This window comes from Janthinobacterium sp. 1_2014MBL_MicDiv (assembly GCF_001865675.1).
In the GTDB taxonomy this organism is placed as follows: domain Bacteria; phylum Pseudomonadota; class Gammaproteobacteria; order Burkholderiales; family Burkholderiaceae_D; genus Janthinobacterium.
The window spans coordinates 2,625,356-2,642,361 of the sequence record NZ_CP011319.1; the positions used below are offsets into that span (position 1 = coordinate 2,625,356).

14 protein-coding genes are annotated in these 17,006 nt (G+C 62.9%); 10 read left to right on the top strand and 4 right to left on the bottom strand.

Annotated elements, in window-relative coordinates; translation table 11 throughout:
* Nucleotides 1–13 precede the first annotated feature (13 nt).
* Complete coding sequence (locus tag YQ44_RS11415; RefSeq protein ID WP_071323484.1) at nt 14–541, bottom strand: SRPBCC family protein; 528 nt, start codon at nt 539–541, stop codon at nt 14–16.
* Between the two features lie 206 nt (nt 542–747).
* Here YQ44_RS11415 and YQ44_RS11420 point away from each other — a divergent pair, with 206 nt between their 5' ends.
* The 3 genes from YQ44_RS11420 to YQ44_RS11430 all read left to right on the top strand — a co-directional run bounded on the left by YQ44_RS11420 (nt 748) and on the right by YQ44_RS11430 (nt 4,127).
* The gene (locus YQ44_RS11420; RefSeq protein ID WP_071323485.1) at nt 748–1,533 is read left to right on the top strand and encodes a DNA/RNA non-specific endonuclease; all 786 of its coding nucleotides are present in this window, start codon (nt 748–750) and stop codon (nt 1,531–1,533) included.
* Nucleotides 1,534–1,553: 20 nt separating this feature from the next.
* A complete protein-coding gene (locus YQ44_RS11425; RefSeq protein ID WP_071323486.1) occupies nt 1,554–1,808 on the top strand; it encodes a hypothetical protein in 255 nt (84 codons plus the stop codon).
* Nucleotides 1,809–1,925: 117 nt separating this feature from the next.
* Complete coding sequence (locus tag YQ44_RS11430) at nt 1,926–4,127, top strand: OsmC domain/YcaO domain-containing protein (protein WP_071323487.1); 2,202 nt, start codon at nt 1,926–1,928, stop codon at nt 4,125–4,127.
* A gap of 77 nt (nt 4,128–4,204) precedes the next feature.
* Here the strand turns inward: YQ44_RS11430 and YQ44_RS11435 are convergent, their stop codons facing one another.
* The 3 genes from YQ44_RS11435 to YQ44_RS11445 all read right to left on the bottom strand — a co-directional run bounded on the left by YQ44_RS11435 (nt 4,205) and on the right by YQ44_RS11445 (nt 9,247).
* Entirely contained in the window at nt 4,205–7,084 is a 2,880-nt protein-coding gene (locus tag YQ44_RS11435) for a M16 family metallopeptidase (RefSeq protein WP_156895032.1), read from the bottom strand.
* Between the two features lie 174 nt (nt 7,085–7,258).
* Nucleotides 7,259–8,245 carry a sensor domain-containing diguanylate cyclase gene (locus YQ44_RS11440; protein ID WP_071323488.1) on the bottom strand — a complete coding sequence of 329 codons (987 nt, stop codon included), beginning with the start codon at nt 8,243–8,245 and terminating at the stop codon, nt 7,259–7,261.
* 90 nt (nt 8,246–8,335) lie between these two features.
* Nucleotides 8,336–9,247 carry a sensor histidine kinase gene (locus tag YQ44_RS11445; protein ID WP_198043918.1) on the bottom strand — a complete coding sequence of 304 codons (912 nt, stop codon included), beginning with the start codon at nt 9,245–9,247 and terminating at the stop codon, nt 8,336–8,338.
* Nucleotides 9,248–9,551: 304 nt separating this feature from the next.
* Between YQ44_RS11445 and queE the strand changes: the two genes are divergently transcribed.
* The 7 genes from queE (at nt 9,552) to ldcA (ending at nt 17,003) form a co-directional block, all read left to right on the top strand.
* Nucleotides 9,552–10,187 carry a 7-carboxy-7-deazaguanine synthase gene (queE, locus tag YQ44_RS11450; protein WP_071323489.1) on the top strand — a complete coding sequence of 212 codons (636 nt, stop codon included), beginning with the start codon at nt 9,552–9,554 and terminating at the stop codon, nt 10,185–10,187.
* A gap of 9 nt (nt 10,188–10,196) precedes the next feature.
* Nucleotides 10,197–10,643: a 6-carboxytetrahydropterin synthase QueD gene (gene queD / locus YQ44_RS11455; protein WP_034755997.1), complete on the top strand. Its 447-nt coding sequence runs from the start codon at nt 10,197–10,199 to the stop codon at nt 10,641–10,643.
* On the top strand, nt 10,636–11,169 hold the full coding sequence (gene tadA, locus YQ44_RS11460) for a tRNA adenosine(34) deaminase TadA (protein WP_071323490.1): 534 nt from the start codon (nt 10,636–10,638) through the stop codon (nt 11,167–11,169). Before queD ends, tadA begins: the two co-directional genes overlap by 8 nt.
* 230 nt (nt 11,170–11,399) lie before the next feature.
* On the top strand, nt 11,400–13,763 hold the full coding sequence (locus YQ44_RS11465; protein ID WP_071323491.1) for a TonB-dependent hemoglobin/transferrin/lactoferrin family receptor: 2,364 nt from the start codon (nt 11,400–11,402) through the stop codon (nt 13,761–13,763).
* A 62-nt stretch (nt 13,764–13,825) separates the two neighbouring features.
* Nucleotides 13,826–14,983 (top strand): hemin-degrading factor, encoded by a 1,158-nt coding sequence (locus YQ44_RS11470; protein ID WP_071323492.1) that lies wholly within the window; start codon nt 13,826–13,828, stop codon nt 14,981–14,983.
* A gap of 152 nt (nt 14,984–15,135) precedes the next feature.
* The gene (locus tag YQ44_RS11475; RefSeq protein ID WP_071323493.1) at nt 15,136–16,053 is read left to right on the top strand and encodes an alpha/beta fold hydrolase; all 918 of its coding nucleotides are present in this window, start codon (nt 15,136–15,138) and stop codon (nt 16,051–16,053) included.
* Nucleotides 16,054–16,085: 32 nt separating this feature from the next.
* Nucleotides 16,086–17,003, top strand: coding sequence for a muramoyltetrapeptide carboxypeptidase (gene ldcA / locus YQ44_RS11480; protein ID WP_071323494.1), 918 nt, complete (start codon nt 16,086–16,088; stop codon nt 17,001–17,003).
* Nucleotides 17,004–17,006: the final 3 nt, after the last annotated feature.

Sequence of the window (17,006 nt, forward strand, 5' to 3'; positions counted from 1 at the left end):
GGGCGGAGACGAGTTACCGTTCCGCCGCCGCCTTCAGGTTGTTCAAGCCCTTTTCGAAATCCTTGCCGATCATGGTATCCATGCTGACGAACACGGTCATGACCTTGCTGACGTAAGGGCTGGGGCCCGTCATGGTCCAGTTCACCTTCGTGCTGTCGCCCTCGGGCGTCATGGTGAACGTGGTGGTGTTATGGCTTTCGAACGGTTTCAGGAAGTCCAGCTTGATGACGGTGCGCTCCGGTTGGGCCGCTTCCGTGATTTCCATGCTGCCGGCGCCCACCTTGTCATTGCCTTGCCACGCATATTGCGCGCCCAGGCCGCTGGCCGGGCCCGTAAACGTGCGGCGCATGGCCGGATCGAGCTTTTCCCACGGCGACCAGGCGGCCCAGTAGTGGAAGTCCGTGATCAGGGCGGCGATCTTGTCCGGCGGGGCCTTGATGGTGATTTCGCGCTGGACACTGAATGTGTCGGGCTTGGTGGTGGCATAGCCGAGGATGGCGGCGACGACGACGACGATCAGCAACAGGGTTTTTTTGATCATATGCTCTCCAAATCTTGAATGGTCGATGCGAACGAATCAAGGCAATCTTAGCAGATATGAATGGCTGTGCGCTGCATGTTGGCCTTTATTTGCGCTAGCTCGCCGCAAGGCCGCTTGCCGCCTCGCGGACAGGCGCACGGCAGGTTTGTGGTGCGGGCCTATCCTCCGCTAGAATGCTGGCCTGCAAAGATTTCAACTAGGGAAATATGATTCAAGGAACGATCGCCAGGCTGACCCTGGCGTGCGGCATGCTGGCCACGGCCTTTGCCGCGAACCTCGCTTACGCCGCCGCTTGCCCCGCGCATTACGTCGATGGCCGCAGGCCGGAAATCACCAACCCCAAGCTGGAAGTGGCCACCAAGGAACTGTGCTACAACGTGTTTGGCGTGATGCACTCGGGGATTACCCGCACGCCGCTGTGGTCGGCCGAACATTTGACGGCGAACAACCTGGAAGCGGCGCAGGACTTGTCGCGTGAAAACTCCTTCCATGCCGAGCGCAAGCTGCCGGCGGCCCAGCGCGCCGAGCTGGCCGATTATGCGCGCAGCGGCTTCGACCGTGGCCACATGGCGCCGAATGGCGACATGCCGGACCGCCAGAGCCAGCGCGACAGCTTTACCCTGGCCAATATGGTGCCGCAAGACTCGCGCAACAACCGCTATGTCTGGGCCGGCATCGAAGGCGCCGTGCGCAAGATGGCGAAGAAGGAGGGCGACCTGTACGTGATCACGGGACCGGCCTTTATCGGCGGCAATTTGCGCAAGGTGGGCAGGGTGATCGTGCCCAGCCACCTGTACAAGGCCGTGTACAGCCCGCGCCAGGGCGCCGGCGCCGCCTACTTCATTGAAAACGTGGATACCAAGAGCTATGAAGTGCTGAGCATTGCGCAACTGGAAGACAGGATAGGCATCGATCTGTTACCGTCGCTGACGCGGCAGCAGAAGTTGCGCATGCTGAGTTTGCCGAAGGTCAATAGCAAGTCCAGGAAATAATCTGATTGAGAGGAAATGCCATGTGCGCAAAGAAATTCGTTCCCTACGCCAATGAAAGCGATGTGCTGGAAATTGGCAGCCTGACGGTCGAGAACCGCATCGACCGCATCAGCATCAGCGGCGACATCGACCTGACCCTGGACAAGCCGGGCCTGGCCCTGGCAAAACAGCTGCAAAAGCTGCTGGCCGACGTCGTGGCGCAACTGGAAAAGCAGGACTTGCCGGACCAGCTGCCGCCGCCCGAAGTGACGTCGGTGGCCAATCCCTTCGAGTGAGGCGGGCCTGCTCCTGCGGCGCCCGGGTGGTGCGGGAGCAGTGAACAGCCTATGCCGTGGGCGGGAAAGGGCGGATAATAGCGGCTAATTCATTAATGCACAGGTTTGTTATCCCCCATGGAAATTAAAGTCAACTTTCTCGACAAGCTGCGTCTCGAAGCCAAGTTCGATGATTTTACGGTCATTGCCGACCAGCCCATCCGTTACAAGGGCGATGGCTCGGCGCCGGGCCCGTTCGATTATTTTTTGGCCTCGTCGGCCCTGTGCGCCGCGTATTTCGTGAAGTTGTATTGCGATACACGCAATATTTCCACCGAACATATCCGCCTGTCGCAAAATAATATCGTCGACCCGGAAAACCGTTACCAGCAGATCTTCAAGATCCAGGTCGAATTGCCGGCCGATATCTCCGCCAAGGATCGCCAGGGCATCCTGCGTTCGATCGACCGCTGCACGGTGAAAAAAGTGGTGCAGACGGGCCCCGAGTTCGTGATTGAAGAAGTCGAGAACCTCGACGCCGATGCCCAGGCCCTGCTGACCCTGAATGCGGCGCCGGGGGCGAGCACCTATATTACCGGCAAGGATTTGCCGCTGGAACAAACCATCGCCAATATGTCGGGCCTGCTGGCGGGCCTGGGCATCAAGATTGAAATCGCGTCGTGGCGCAACATCATTCCCAATGTGTGGTCGCTGCATATCCGCGATGCCCATTCGCCCATGTGCTTTACCAACGGCAAGGGCGCGACCAAGGAAAGCGCGCTGGCCTCGGCCCTGGGCGAGTATATCGAGCGCATCAGCAACAACCATTTCTATGCCGGTTCGTTCTGGGGCGTAGACATCGCCAACGCGCCGTTCGTGCACTATCCGAACGAGCGCTGGTTCAAGCCTGGCCGCAAGGATGCCTTGCCCGACGGTATTCTCGATGCATACAGCCTGGACATCTACAATCCCGATGGCGAGCTGCGCGCCTCGCACCTGGTCGACACCAACTCCGGCAATGCCGAGCGCGGCATCTGTTCGCTGCCGTATGTGCGCCAGTCGGATGGCGAGGTCGTGTACTTCCCGTCGAACCTGATCGAAAACCTGTATGTCAGCAATGGCATGAGCGCCGGCAATACCCTCGTCGAAGCGCAGGTGCAATGTTTGTCGGAAATTTTCGAACGGGCCGTCAAGCGCGAAATCCTTGAAGGCGAGATCGCCTTGCCCGACGTGCCGCAGGAAGTGCTGGCGAAATATCCGGGCATCCTGGCCGGCATTCAGGGCCTGGAGGAGCAGGGCTTCCCCGTGCTGGTGAAGGATGCGTCGCTGGGCGGCACCTACCCCGTCATGTGCGTGACCTTGATGAATCCGCGCACGGGCGGCGTGTTTGCCTCGTTCGGCGCACACCCGAGCCTGGAAGTGGCGCTCGAGCGCAGCCTGACGGAATTGCTGCAGGGCCGCAGCTTTGAAGGCCTCAACGATTTGCCGCAGCCCACGTTTGCCAGCGAAGCCGTCACCGAGCCGAACAACTTTGTCGAACATTTCATCGACTCGAGCGGCATCGTGTCGTGGCGCTTTTTCAGCGCGAAAGCCGATTACGATTTTGTCGAGTGGGATTTTTCCGGCCACGGCGACGACTCGAATGCCGAGGAAGCGGCGACCCTGTTCGGCATCCTTGCCGACATGGGCAAGGAAGTCTACACGGCCGTGTATGACCAGCTGGGCGCCACCGCCTGCCGCATCCTCGTGCCCGGTTATTCGGAAGTGTATCCAGTCGAGGATTTGATCTGGGACAATACCAACAAGGCCTTGCTGTTCCGCGCCGACATCCTGAACCTGCATCGCCTGGACGAAGCCAGCCTGGAAGACTTGCTCGAGCGCCTGGAGAACAGCGAGCTGGACGAGTACGGCGACATCGCCACCCTGATCGGCATCGAATTCGATGAAAATACGGTGTGGGGACAGTTGACGACGCTGGAATTGAAACTGCTGATCCAGCTGGCCTTGCAGCAATTCGAGGAAGCCAAGGAGCTGGTGGAAACCTTCTTGCAGTACAACGACAACACGGTCGAGCGCCGGCTGTTTTATCAGGCCTTGAACGTGGTGCTGGAGGTAGAGCTCGACGACGAGCTGGAGCTGGACGATTACGCGGTCAATTTCCGCCGCATGTTTGGCAACGAAAGGATGGACGCCGTGCTCGGTTCGGTGGACGGCAGCGTGCGTTTCTACGGCCTGACGCCCACCAGCATGCAGCTGGAAGGGCTGGACCGGCACCAGCGCCTGATCGACAGCTTCAAGAAACTGCACGCGGCGCGGGCCAGGGCGGCAGCCATCGGCTGACCGCCGCTTCATACACCGGTTCAAGCCTGATCGGCCATGCTGCGCCGGACCAGGTTTGAACCGCGTTTCTTCCCGTCTTATTTGGCGAACGCCTGCGCCGCCGGCGTCACCGTCACCGCTTCCGGCTTGATGTTGAGTTTCATCGCACCGATGACCTTGTCTTCGGCTAGCAGCGCTTGCGGCTTGTTGCCATCGTACTTGATGGGCGAGTAGGCGTCGCTGACGAGCTTATCCTTCAGGCCGGCCGCATCCTTGGCGATCACCACCACGGACAGGTTCTTTGCCGACAGGTGCTGCTGGATGGCGCGGTTGACGTCGGCCACCGTCAGTTTCGACAGGCCATCACGCATCAGCCTGGTGAACTCGGGCGTGCCATACCATTGCGAGTCGAGCGCGTAACCGAGCTGCTGGTCCTGCGTCGAGGTCATGACGAACACGTTCTTCATCAGGTAGTCGCGCGTGGTGGCGAACTGTTCCTGCGTCAAGCCGTTGTCGACCAGCTTGCCCAATTCCGTCAGCGCCACGCGCAGGGCGAAGTGGGCGTTTTCCGGCGCCACGGGGCGGATCCAGATTTCGAACAGCTGCGCCTTGCGGCCCAGGTTCGGGTTCGGGAAGAACTGGTACATGCCGCGCGGGAAGGCTTCGATGTAGGCATAGTCGCCATAGTTCATGCCGCGGATTTCACGGATGCGCTGGTACAGGTAGGAATTCGAGGCGCGGTGTTCGCCCAGCCAGGTCTTCACCAGCCACAGGGCGGGGAAGTCCGCGTGCGTGCGCGTCACCTCGAGCGGCAAGCCGAAGGAAATGGCCGTGGCGCGCGTGTTTTTCTCGATGATTTCCACTTCCAGGCCGTTCGCCTTGCGGCCCACGGGTTTCACCGTGGCCGGCAAGCCGGGACCGGCCGGCAGCTTCGCCAGCGCCTGCGTCAGCGAAGCCGTCATGGCGTCCGAGACGTCGCCGGAAATGCCCACCTTCACGGCGCCTTGCGCATACGCCGTCTTCCAGAACTGTTTCACGTCGTCGAGCGTGATGGCGTCGATGCCGGCCACGGTGCCCAGCACCGGGTGGCCGTACGGCGTGCCCGCGTAGACATTCGTCTGCAGCCGCTCCTTGGCGAACTCTTCCTCGTTATTGTCCTTCAGGTCCAGCAGCAGCGCGTTCCTCTGCGCATCTTTCAGGCGGCGGAAGTCGTCCTCGCGGAAACCGGGCGAGAGCAGCAGCGGCAGGGCGATGTCGCTGAACTGGTTCCAGTTATCCTTGTGGATGGAACCGGTAAACGTCGTCATTTCCTTGTCCGCCTGTTGCGTAAAGCTGCCGGCCAGCGGGAACAGGGCCTGGTTGACTTCGTCGATCTTGCGCTCGGACGAGCCGCCCGATGCCACCATGGCGGCCGTCAGCGCGGCCAGGCCTTCCTTGCCTTGCGGATCGTGCGCGGAACCGGCCGCAAACAGCAGCTTGTAGCGGATTTGCGGCAGCGCGGACTTTTGCACCAGCACGTCGAACTTGGCGTTCGGGGCGGCTGGCAGCAGGCTGGCCAGTTTCGGCACGCTGGCGATGGCGGCCGGCATGGCTTCATGCGACAGGGTGGTCAGCACCAGGCCGTCGTCGTTCAGGTATTTGCGCGCGGCCGCCTGCAGGTCGGCCGGGGTGAGCGAGTCGATCAGGCGGTAGTACTGGTTCAGGGTGGCATACGAACGGTCGAAATGCACGAACGAGGCCAGGGTGCCGGCGATCTGCTCGGTATTGTCGAGGGTGCGGATCAGGCCGTATTTTTCCGCCGACTTGGCGTCCGCCAGGTCTTTCTCGCTGACGGGCGTCTCGCGCAGCTGCGCCACGGTGGCGAGGATCGCGTCGCGCACGTAGACGACGTCGGCGAGGTTTTTCACGCGCGCGCCCAGCACGGCCAGGGTCGGGTCGACCCGGTCCGGCGTCATGTCGAACAGCTGGTCGACCTTCTGCTCGTTCTGCACCAGGCGTTTATACAGCGGCGAGGTGCGGCCGAACGACAGCGACAGCAGGGTCGCCAGCGCCGCCTGGTCCTTGTCCTTCACGGAAAACGCCGGCGCATGGAAGCCGACGGCCACCCATGGCAGGGTCGGCGTAGGCCAGGCCACGTGCTTGTAGACGGGGCCATGCGGTGCCGGTTCGACGGGCACGGCCGCCTGCCGCTTGCCGCGTTGCCAGCCGCTCCAGTATTTTTCCACCAGCGCGATGGCGTGCTGCGGCTCGACGTCGCCGGCGATGATGATGGTGGTGCGTTCCGGACGGTACCAGCGGTCGAAGAAGATCTTCGAGTAGGCATACTGGTTCGGCATGTCCTCGATGTCCTGGATGAAGCCCATCGTCGTGTGCTTGTAGGTATGCGTCGTGTAGGCGCTGTCGCGCATCACTTCGAACAGTTTCGAGACGGGATTGGCGCTGTTCTTGTTGTATTCGCCCAGCACGGCCCGCGATTCCGTCTTGAACGCGTCTTCCGCATAGTCGAGGTGCTGGAAGCGGTCCGCTTCCACCTTCAGCACGGTTTCCAGGTCGTCCTTGGCGAACGTCGTGTGGTAATTGGTCAGATCGTCGCTGGTGTAGGCGTTCTGGCGCGCGCCCGCCTTGGTGATGATGTCCTGGTATTTTTCGGGCGGATAGGCCTTGGTGCCGCGGAACATCATGTGTTCGAAGAAATGCGCGAAACCGGACTTGCCCGGCTCGACTTCATTGCGCGACCCCGTCTGCACGGGAATCTGCAGCGAGACGATATTCGGGAAGCCGGTCGGCACGATGATGATCTTCAAGCCGTTGGCCAGGGTCTTTTCCGTGGCCTTGAACGGCAGCAGGTCGGCCTTGCCGGCGGCGGCGCTTTTCGCAATGACGGGCTTGGCTGGCGCGGCGCCGGCCGTTTGCTGGGCCAGGCTGGACGAGGCCATGGCCGACAGGGCCAGGGCGAAAGCGGGGATGAAAACGGGCATGATTCTTGACACGAGGGCTCCTTCTTTTCTTGGAATGTGGAAAGTGCAACGCCGCAGCATAGAATATTCATGCCGCCGTGCATAGGGGGCAAGGCGTTTTGGCATGCAGCATGCAGGGGCGGTCCTGTCAGGGCAATGGCGCGAGCGGGCAAGGCATGCCGCTGGCGCGGACACTCACGTCAGCGTCGTCTCCGGCAAGCTGATGCGGTTGCGGCCCAGGTGCTTGGCGCGGTACAGGGCGCAATCGGCCGTGTGGATCAGCTGGCCCAGTTCCGTGCCGGCGCCGGGCAGGGCGGTGGCGGCGCCGATGCTGACGGTGACGCAGGCGCCGCCTTGCTTGCTGCGCGGCAGTTGCAAACGCTCGACGCGCTGGCGTATGCGCTCGGCCACGATGGCCGCGCCCTTCAGCGACTGGTTCGGCAGGATCACGGCGAACTCTTCGCCGCCATAGCGGGCCACCAGGTCGTTCGTGCGCAATTCGCTGGCGACGGCGCCAGCCACCTTGCGCAGGCACAAGTCGCCCCCCTGGTGGCCGTGGCTGTCGTTGTATTGCTTGAAATTGTCGACATCGACCATCAGCAGCGACAGCGCCTGCTGCTGGCGCTGGGCGCGCTGCCATTCGGCATGCAGGGTATCGTCGAAGCAGCGCCGGTTCGCCAGGCCCGTCAAGCCGTCGCGCGTGGCCAGGCGTTCCAGTTCCACGTGCGCGCGTTTTTCATCGGTCATGTCGCGCAGGGTTTCGACGACGGCGATCAGTTCGCCGGGATTGCCGTAGATGGGGCTGGCATCGACGGCCAGGTAGCGCCGCCGGCCCGTGCGCGGCATGTCGCACCAGTTTTCCGCGCACAAATTGTCGCCCGTGTTGCCGCGGTATTGCTGCTGCGCATACACGGCGTGCAAGTCGCCGCCGCGCCCGGCCAGCAGCAGGTCGGCCAGGGTGGGGCGCTGATCCGTGTAAAAGCAGCTTCCCGCCTCGCGCGTGCCCAGCACTTCGGCGGCCGGCACGCCCGTCAGCTGTTCGCAGGCGCGGTTCCAGATCATCACCTGGCCATGCACGTCGAGCACAAAGGTCGGCACGACCAGCAATTCCATCATTTTGACGGCGAAACCATGGGCGACACCATAGGGCGACTCGCTGGCCTGTGCGTGGCTGTCCGGCATGAAAGCATCCTTATCGGGCGTGGAATGGGGCTGGCTCGACCGCCATGATGCAGCGTGGCGGGTAAATGATGTTGATATTGAGCAATATTCTCAGGGATAGCCGGCACGTTCGTCCGGCGTGGCCGGCAGCGGCAGCGACAGGTGCAAGGTGGTGCCGCTATCGACGCCGCCGCGGCTGTCGATGCGCAGGGCGCCGCCGGCGCTGGCCAGGCGTTCATGCATGCCGGACAGGCCGCAGCCGAGGCGGGCGGCGGCGGGCATGCCGACGCCGTTGTCGCTGATGCGGAACTCCAGCGTGGCGGCGCGGCGGCGCAGCTGTACGCTGACGCGCGTGGCGTGCGCGTGGCGGGCGATATTGGCCAGCGCCTCCTGCAGCACGTGGTACAGCAGGATGGCGTGCGCGCCTGCCGCGCCCTCGGCCAGCGCGGGTTCGCACATGCATGCGCAGACGACGCCCGTATTGCGCGAAAAATCGGCCAGCAAGCCGTCGAAGGCTGACTGCAGGCCCAGCTCGAGGGCGGGCGGGCGCAGGTCGTGGATCACGCAGCGCAGGGCGGCGATACTGAGGTCGACATTCTGCACGATCATGGCCAGTTTCTGCGCCAGCAGCGGCGTGGCGTCGCACGTGCTCGTCTGCAACATGCACAGGTCGATTTTCAGGGTCAGCAGATGCTGGCCCAGGTCGTCATGGATATCGCGCCCGATGCGCTGGCGCTCCTGTTCGCGCGCCTTTTGCTGCTCGCCGGCCAGCAGCGTGCGCTCGGCGTCCGCGCGCAGCTGCTCCTGCGCGTGCAGGCGCGCGGCCAGGCAGTGCTGGCGCCACAGCAGCAACAAGGCCAGCGCGCCCAGCAGGACGGCGCAGGCCGTCATCAGGTTCAAGGGCGTATTCACCTGCGCCAGCGATTCGTCGGCGTGGCCCGCATGCAGGGATGCGGCCGTGCCCGCAGCAAAGCAGGCAACAATGCCGAGGCGAACCGGCAGGCGTATGGCGCGTTGCATCATCTCCTCGCTCCCCGAATGTTTTCCAACAGGCAATGCTATTGCCTGAAAATATATTATCTTGTGTATATTTATATTGTCTAAACGCAAAAGCTCGGCAGATAGGCGCGCTGCTGTCGTTTTCCGGGCGGCCGTGGCGGGCCATCCAGGCACCGGGCGCGGCATTTGCACGGGAAGTGTCTGGGCGGCATATAATAGAGGGTTGTCAATCGGCTTTTGCGGTCCTGGCCCTGCGGTTAGCGCCGTGCGCGCCCGCATCCATGCGCCCGTCATGCGCGATGGCGCCAGCCAGCTCTTAGGAAATACAGTGACTTATAGCATCAAAGAGATTTTTTATACCCTGCAGGGGGAAGGCGCGCATGCGGGCCGTCCAGCCGTGTTTTGCCGCTTTTCCGGCTGCAATCTGTGGACGGGCCGCGAAAGCGACCGCGCCACGGCCGTGTGCCAGTTCTGCGACACGGATTTCGTCGGCACGGATGGCGAACTGGGCGGCAAGTTCAAGACGCCGGCCGCGCTGGCCGCGCTGATCGACAGCCTGTGGCCGACCAGCTATACCGCCAGCAAATACGTGGTGTTTACGGGGGGAGAACCGCTGCTGCAGCTCGATGCCGCGCTGATCGACGCCATGCACGCGGTGGGCTTTACCATCGCCATCGAAACCAACGGCACCTTGCCCGTGCCGCCCGGCGTGGACTGGATCTGCGTGAGCCCGAAGATGGGCTCGACCCTGGTGGTGCACAAAGGCAATGAAATCAAGGTGGTCATTCCCCAGTTCCAGCAAGACCTGGCCGCCTACGAACAACTGGACTTCGAGAACTTCTTCGTGCAGGCGATGGACGGCCCCCTGGCCGCGCACAACATGAAGCTGGCCATCGAGACATGCAAAAGCAACCCGAAGTGGAAGCTGAGCCTGCAAACCCATAAACTCCTGCAAATACCTTAAACAAATAATATGCTGACTATCACACGCAAGCTCGAATTCGACGCGGGCCACCGCATTCCCGACCACAAAAGCCAGTGCCGCAACCTGCACGGCCACCGCTATACGGTGGAAATCACCCTGGTCGGCAAGGTCATCGAAGCGGAAGGCAATTCCGACAATGGCATGATCATGGACTTTTCCGATGTCAAGACGCTGGCCAAGCAGCACCTGGTCGATGTCTGGGACCACGCCTTCCTGGTGTACGAGAAAGACACGGCCGTGCGCGACTTCCTGGCCAGCCTGCCTGACCACAAGACGGTCGTCATCGACCGCATCCCCACCGTGGAAAACCTGGCGCGCATCGCCTTCGACATCCTGAAAGCCGCGTTTACCGACCACTTCGGCACGGGCTTGCACCTGCATAAGCTGGTGCTGCATGAAACGCCAAACTGCTGGGCAGAAGTGACCGATGACTGAAACCCCTGACTGCGCCGTGCCTGCCGTGAACGCGGCCGACGCCGGGTTCATGCGGCTGGCCCTGGAGCAGGCGCAGCATGCGTGGGACCTGGGCGAGGTGCCCGTGGGCGCCGTCGTCGTCAAGGACGGGGAAGTCATCGCCGTCGGCTACAACCAGCCCATCGGCCGCCACGATCCGACGGCGCACGCCGAGATCATGGCCTTGCGTGCGGCCGCCGACAAGCTGGGCAACTACCGCTTGCCCGGCTGCGAACTGTATGTGACCCTGGAGCCGTGCGTGATGTGCTCGGGCGCCATGCTGCATGCGCGCCTGGCGCGCGTCGTGTTTGGCGCGGGCGATCCGAAGACGGGGGCCTGCGGTTCCGTGCTGAACCTGTTCGAGCAGACGGCGCTGAACCACCAGACGGCCATCGAAGGCGGCGTGCTGGCCGACGAGTGCGGCGCCTTCCTCAAGCGTTTCTTCGTCGAGCGCCGGCGTGCCCAGGCGGAAGCGCGCAAGCTGGCCAATCCGGCCGCCCAGGTCTAGCCAGGAGCGGGCAGGGCGGTTCCGGCCCGCATTCCTGCCAGCATGCGCATGCCAGCCATTCCGGCTGGCATTTTTTATAACTGTTGCGAAATAACATCTGTATAGACCATTTTATCATTCTCAAATGAGAATGATTCGTGTTACAGTATTGTTTTCGCCAGCAAACTTCCCTTGCGTATCGTTATTGATCCGGGTTCAAGAGCCAGCCTTCACTCTTCCACCGGATCATCATGACTACAGTGCCTCTGCAGCGCACCGCTGCACCCGTCGTTCCTGCCATTCGTCTTCCTGCCCGCCGGCATAACCTGGTGCTGCGCGCCGCCTTGCTGGGCCTGTTCGCGGCGCCCATGCTGCCTGTGTATGCGCAAACGGCCGCCATCAATGCGGGCACGGCCGCGCAGGAACCGGCCAAGCTGCCCGTCTTCCCGGAAATCGTCGTCAATGCCAAGCAGGACTACGAGCGCCGCGCGGGCACCAAGACGGTGATACGCAGCGATGACCTGGAGCGCCGCAATGTGACGGACATGGCCGGTGTCGTGCGCTATCAGCCGCTGATCAGTACGCCAATGGCGGCCTCGGGCGGCGGCGGCATCTGGGATGGCGCGGGCAACACCGGCTACAACATCCGCGGTCTGGAAGGCAACCGGGTCAGCCTGGAACTCGATGGCATTTCCCTGCCCGATGCCGCACCGAAGCCGGACAGCAATACCCTCAACGCGTTTGGCATGGGCCGCGACTATTTCGATCCAGAAACTTTCCGCGAAGTGCGCATCGATTCCGGCACGACGTCCGTCAGCGGCGCCAATCCCGGCCTGGGCGGCGGCGTGGCCTTCATCACCAAGTCGCCCGAAGATTACCTGGGCGAAGGGGTGGACCATTACGTGGCGTATAAGTACGGCCGCGCCACGGTAGACCGCAGCAATGCGCACACTTTGACCGGCGCCGCCAAGATCGGCGCCAATCTGCAAGGCCTGGCCGTGTACGTGCACCGCGACGGCGAGCAGCTTGACAGCCGCGGCAGCGCCCCCATCAACCCCGATGACTGGCATTCGAACGCCTTGCTGTCCAAGCTGGTGTGGGCCTTGCCGGGCGAACAAAAGCTGGACTTGACGGTCGACATGTTCGAACGCAAGAACAAGCGCGATCTCAACAATAAGGTCAGCGCCATGTATCCGGACGGCGTGCAGCAGGATTCCACCACCAGGCGTACCCGCGTCAGCCTGGGCCACGATCTGGTATTGAAGGATTTCGCCCTGTTCGACCGCCTGACCTCGAAAGTCTATCTGCAGAACGCGAAGATCGAGGACAAGAGCAAGGGACGCTATACCTACCAAGGCAACTTCCAGCGCGCCATCGATACCAGCTTCAAGAATGACAGCATCGGCCTGACCTCGGAAGCGTTCAAGCAGCTCAATGCGGACAACGCGTTGCTGTACGGCGTGCAGCTGGAGCAGGCCAAATCGCGCCGCCCCTGGATGGAAGACCGCACCGTCATCGCCACGGGCGCGCACCAGATCACGCGCAAGAACCGCATGGCCGACATGGACGCCACCAAGCTGGCCCTGTACGTGCGTGACGACCTCAGTTTCGACCTGGGCGGCAAGAAAGCCGTGCTGACGCCGGGCCTGCGTGCCGACTACCGCAAGCTGGAGCCGAAGAACCTGCAAAACTACCTGATCGGCGTACCGGGCGCAGCCAAGGAAGTGCGCAAGGAGAGCGACACTTACTTCACGCCGAGCCTGAGCCTGTCCGTGGAAGTGCTGCCGCAAATGAGTGCCTATGCCACGTTCACGCGCGGCACGCGCCTGCCGACGGCGGTCGAACGCACGGGCACCTATGATTCCATCAGTTATACGGGCACGGGTAATGGCTATGCCGTGCTGGGCAATCCGAATCTGGGCAAGGAAACCAGCAAGGCGTATGAACTGGGGCTGAAAGGCGACGTGACCAGGGGCTTGAGCATGCACGCTTCCGTCTACCAGACGGAATACAAGAACATGATCGAGTACGTGGCGCAAGACCTGGATCCGGTGAATTACCCGACCCTCACCTGGGGCTTGTACCGTCCGGAAAACATCGGCAATGCGCGCACCTGGGGCGCCGAGCTGAGCCTGCGCGCGGAGCTGGGCGCCTGGTCGCCAGCCATGCAGGGCTACCGCGTCGACCTGGCCACGGGCGTGGCCAAGGGCCGCTCCTTCAATACCCTGACGGGCGAGAGCGGCGGCCTGGCCTCGGTGGCGCCGGCCAAGACGGCGCTGACCTTCGGCTATGACCATGCCAACAAATTGTTCGGCCTGGAACTGACGGCGCTGCACGCCGGCGAGAAACAGGCGCCGAACGACTTGCTGATGGGCACGACCGCGCCGCGCTACAAGGTGCCGTCGTACACCATCTTCGACCTGTCGACCTACTGGAACGTGCACAAGAACGCCAAGATCATCGTCGGCGTGTACAACTTGACGGATCGCAAGTACTGGGATTACGCCGCTGCGCGCAGCCTGTCCGCCGGCACCACGGCGGCCAGCCGCACCGAGATCGAGCGCTACGCCAAGCCTGGCCGCAACGTCGCCGCCAGCCTCAGCATCAACTATTGATTTTTTACCGGGGAGGGGCGGCTGCCCCTCTTTTTTTCCATGTTTGATTGAATGGTCTCTCTATGAAGTTATCCAAACTCGTTCTATCCCTGCTAGGCAGCCTGCTGATTGCAAACGCATATGCGGCCCCAGCCACTTTGGCGGAACGCTGGTCCACCTTGCGCACGGAGCAGCCCAAGCTGCAGATCCGCGACGCGGCGCGCGCGCTCGGTGTATCGGAAGCGCAATTGCTGGCAACCAACATCGGCAATGGCGTCACGCGCCTGCAGGCCGACGGCAACCAGCCGCGCGAAATCATGCGCGCCGCGCTGGACCTGGGCGTGGTGCAGGCGATCACGCGCAATGAAAATGGCGTGATCGAAACGACGGGCACGGCCAGCAAGTTCAAGCAGGCTGGCGACAAGTCGGAACAGGCCGACGCCAAGCAGGATCCGGAACAGGAAGCGCGCCAGCGCAATATCGCGGGCGGCTACCTGGGCGGCCAGATCGACCTGCGTTTCCACTTTGAAAACTGGAAATACGCATTCGCCGTGGTCCAGCCCGGCCGTGACGGCAAGCCGACGCGCAGCCTGCAATTCTTCGACGCCAACGGCACGGCCGTGCACAAGATTTATCTGCGTAACGAACCGGGCGTGGCCGTCTACGACAAGCTGGTGGCTACGTTCCGCATGCCGGAGCAAAGTGCCGAACTGAACGTGCTGGCCGTGGCGCCGAAAGCGGCGGAAAAGCCGGACGCCGAGATCGACGTCAAGGAATTCCAGCTGGCGTGGAAAGACATGACGGACGTGCACCAGTTTGCGCAAATCATGCGCGAATTCCACCTGACGCGCGAACAGGCGCTGCGCCTGGCGCCGGCTGGCGTGGTCGAACGCGTGACGCCGGAAGCGCTGCGCACCCTGCTGGAAAACGCGGCCAGGAACAAGGTCGCCATCATGGTGTTTCTGGGCAATGAGGGCTTGACGCAGATCTACAGCGGCAAGATCGAAAAAACCATGGCCGCCGGCGGCTTCTTCAACGTGCTGGACCCGGACTTCAACCTGCACATCCGCGACACGGCCTTGCGCAGCGGCTGGGTCGTCAAGCGCGGCGGCGTCACTTCCGTCGAGTTCTTCGACAAGGAAGGCACGCAAGTGGTGTCCTTCTTCGGCGTGCGCGAGCGCGGCAAACCGCAGCCGCAAGCGTGGGTGGACCTGGCCGATTCCCTGCCAAAAGCCAAGTAAGTTGCAGCACCGTTGCCGCCCGGCGTACCGGTGCGGCAACACTTCAGCTGGGTGCCGCGTGCCGGTCTCATGTCTGAAGCACAATAGTGGTATGCTGATTGCAAGGCCGCAGCGATCGTGCCTGCGTGCTGGTTCCTGGAAGAGAGGCAATCATGGCAACCATCATGGCGAACGGCCTCAACATAGCTTATGAATGCCACGGCGATCCGGCCGACCCGTGCGTCTTGCTGGTGATGGGCCTGGGCATGCAATTGATCGCCTGGCCATCGGACTTCGTCGAAGGCATCGTCGAGCAAGGCTTTCGCGTCTTGCGTTTCGACAACCGCGACAGCGGCCTGTCGAGCAAGATGGCGCTGGCCGGCAAGCCGTATCTACCGCTGGCCTACGTGAAAAACCTCGTCGGCTGGCCCCTGAAAAGCTCCTACACCCTCAACGACATGGCGGACGATGCGCTGGGCCTGCTGTCGGCCCTGCGCATTGCCCAGGCGCACGTGATCGGCGTGTCGATGGGCGGCATGATCGCGCAGGTGATGGCGGCGCGCGCGCCGCAACAGGTGCTGAGTCTGACTTCCATCATGTCGAGCAGCGGCCGGCGCGGCTTGCCCGGCCCCACGCGGGCGGCCCGCAATGCTTTATTGCAACGTCCGAAACGCAATGCCAGCCGCGCCGAGCTGATGGCGCACATGGCCGCCACCGTGCGCGTCATCGGCAGCCCCGCCTATCCCGTCTCGGAAAAACTGCTGTACCAGCGCATCGAGGCGGCGCTGGAGCGGGGCAGCTGTCCGGAAGGCGTGGCGCGGCAAATGGTGGCGATTGCCGCCTCGGGCGAGCGCACGGCCTTGTTGCCCAGCATCACATGTCCGGCGCTGGTGATCCATGGCGCGGCCGACCCGCTGATTCCCGTCGCCTGCGGCATCGATACGGCGGCGCTGATTCCGGACGCGCGCCTGGAAGTGATCGAAGGCATGGGACACGACATGCCGCCGCAGCTGATCGAGCGCCTGCTCGCCTTGATCGATGTGCATCTGCAAGGTAAGATGGCGCCCCAGATGCGCTCCCAGCCAGCCTAGGCGCGCCCACCATTTGACTAGCCGGGCATATTTTGAAGACACCTGAGATTGGCATCGCCATCGTCGCGCCGGGCGGGTATGCGCCCGACGAGGCGGCCCTGGCGCGCGGCATCGCCCGCTTGCAGGCGCAAGGCGCCACCGTCCACAATTATTACGATCCACAACATAAGTTCCAGCGCTTCGGCGGCACGGATGCGGGCCGCCTGGCACAGCTCAACGCGGCCGCCAGCGACCCGGCCGTGCAGGTGGTGCTCGCCTTGCGCGGCAGCTACGGCATCAGCCGCATCCTGCCCGAGATCGATTTCCAGGCCATGGCCGATAGCGGCAAGCTGTTTGTCGGCTACAGCGATTTCACGGCCTTTCACATGGGCTTGATGGCAAAGACGGGCCGCGCCAGCTTTGCCGGGCCCATGGTCTGCGACGATTTTACGCGCGACGAGTCCGAGCAATTTACGCTGAATCAACTGTGGTCATGCCTGGCCGGCCCCACGCACACGGTGACGGGCACGGCAGCGGGCAATCCGCAGGTCGAATTGCAGGGCCAGCTATGGGGCGGCAACCTGGCCATGCTGGTGCACTTGCTGGGCACGCCGTATTTCCCCCAGGTCGATGGCGGCATTTTGTTCCTGGAAGACGTCAACGAACACCCGTACCGGGTCGAGCGCATGCTGCTGCAACTGCTGCACGCGGGCGTACTCCAGCGCCAGCAAGCCGTGCTGCTCGGCGATTTTTCCGCGTATAAACTCAGCCCCATGGATAACGGCTACGATTTCGACGCCATGCTGGCCTATGTGCGCCAGCGCTTGCCCGTGCCCGTGCTGACGGGACTCGAGTTCGGCCACATCCGCCGCCGGGTCACCTTGCCGTTCGGCGGCCAGGCACGGCTGCGCTCGGACGAGGCCGGCTTTACCCTGCAGGTGGGCGATTACCCCACCCTGGCGCGGCCCTGAACG

Bases quoted from the DNA above. Each gene is read 5' to 3' on its own strand.
- YQ44_RS11415 (WP_071323484.1), bottom strand. From the start codon at position 541: ATGATCAAAAAAACCCTGTTGCTGATCGTCGTCGTCGTCGCCGCCATC.
- YQ44_RS11420 (WP_071323485.1), top strand. From the start codon at position 748: ATGATTCAAGGAACGATCGCCAGGCTGACCCTGGCGTGCGGCATGCTG.
- YQ44_RS11425 (WP_071323486.1), top strand. From the start codon at position 1,554: ATGTGCGCAAAGAAATTCGTTCCCTACGCCAATGAAAGCGATGTGCTG.
- YQ44_RS11430 (WP_071323487.1), top strand. From the start codon at position 1,926: ATGGAAATTAAAGTCAACTTTCTCGACAAGCTGCGTCTCGAAGCCAAG.
- YQ44_RS11435 (WP_156895032.1), bottom strand. From the start codon at position 7,084: ATGCCCGTTTTCATCCCCGCTTTCGCCCTGGCCCTGTCGGCCATGGCC.
- YQ44_RS11440 (WP_071323488.1), bottom strand. From the start codon at position 8,245: ATGCCGGACAGCCACGCACAGGCCAGCGAGTCGCCCTATGGTGTCGCC.
- YQ44_RS11445 (WP_198043918.1), bottom strand. From the start codon at position 9,247: ATGATGCAACGCGCCATACGCCTGCCGGTTCGCCTCGGCATTGTTGCC.
- queD (WP_034755997.1), top strand. From the start codon at position 10,197: ATGCTGACTATCACACGCAAGCTCGAATTCGACGCGGGCCACCGCATT.
- tadA (WP_071323490.1), top strand. From the start codon at position 10,636: ATGACTGAAACCCCTGACTGCGCCGTGCCTGCCGTGAACGCGGCCGAC.
- YQ44_RS11465 (WP_071323491.1), top strand. From the start codon at position 11,400: ATGACTACAGTGCCTCTGCAGCGCACCGCTGCACCCGTCGTTCCTGCC.
- YQ44_RS11470 (WP_071323492.1), top strand. From the start codon at position 13,826: ATGAAGTTATCCAAACTCGTTCTATCCCTGCTAGGCAGCCTGCTGATT.
- YQ44_RS11475 (WP_071323493.1), top strand. From the start codon at position 15,136: ATGGCAACCATCATGGCGAACGGCCTCAACATAGCTTATGAATGCCAC.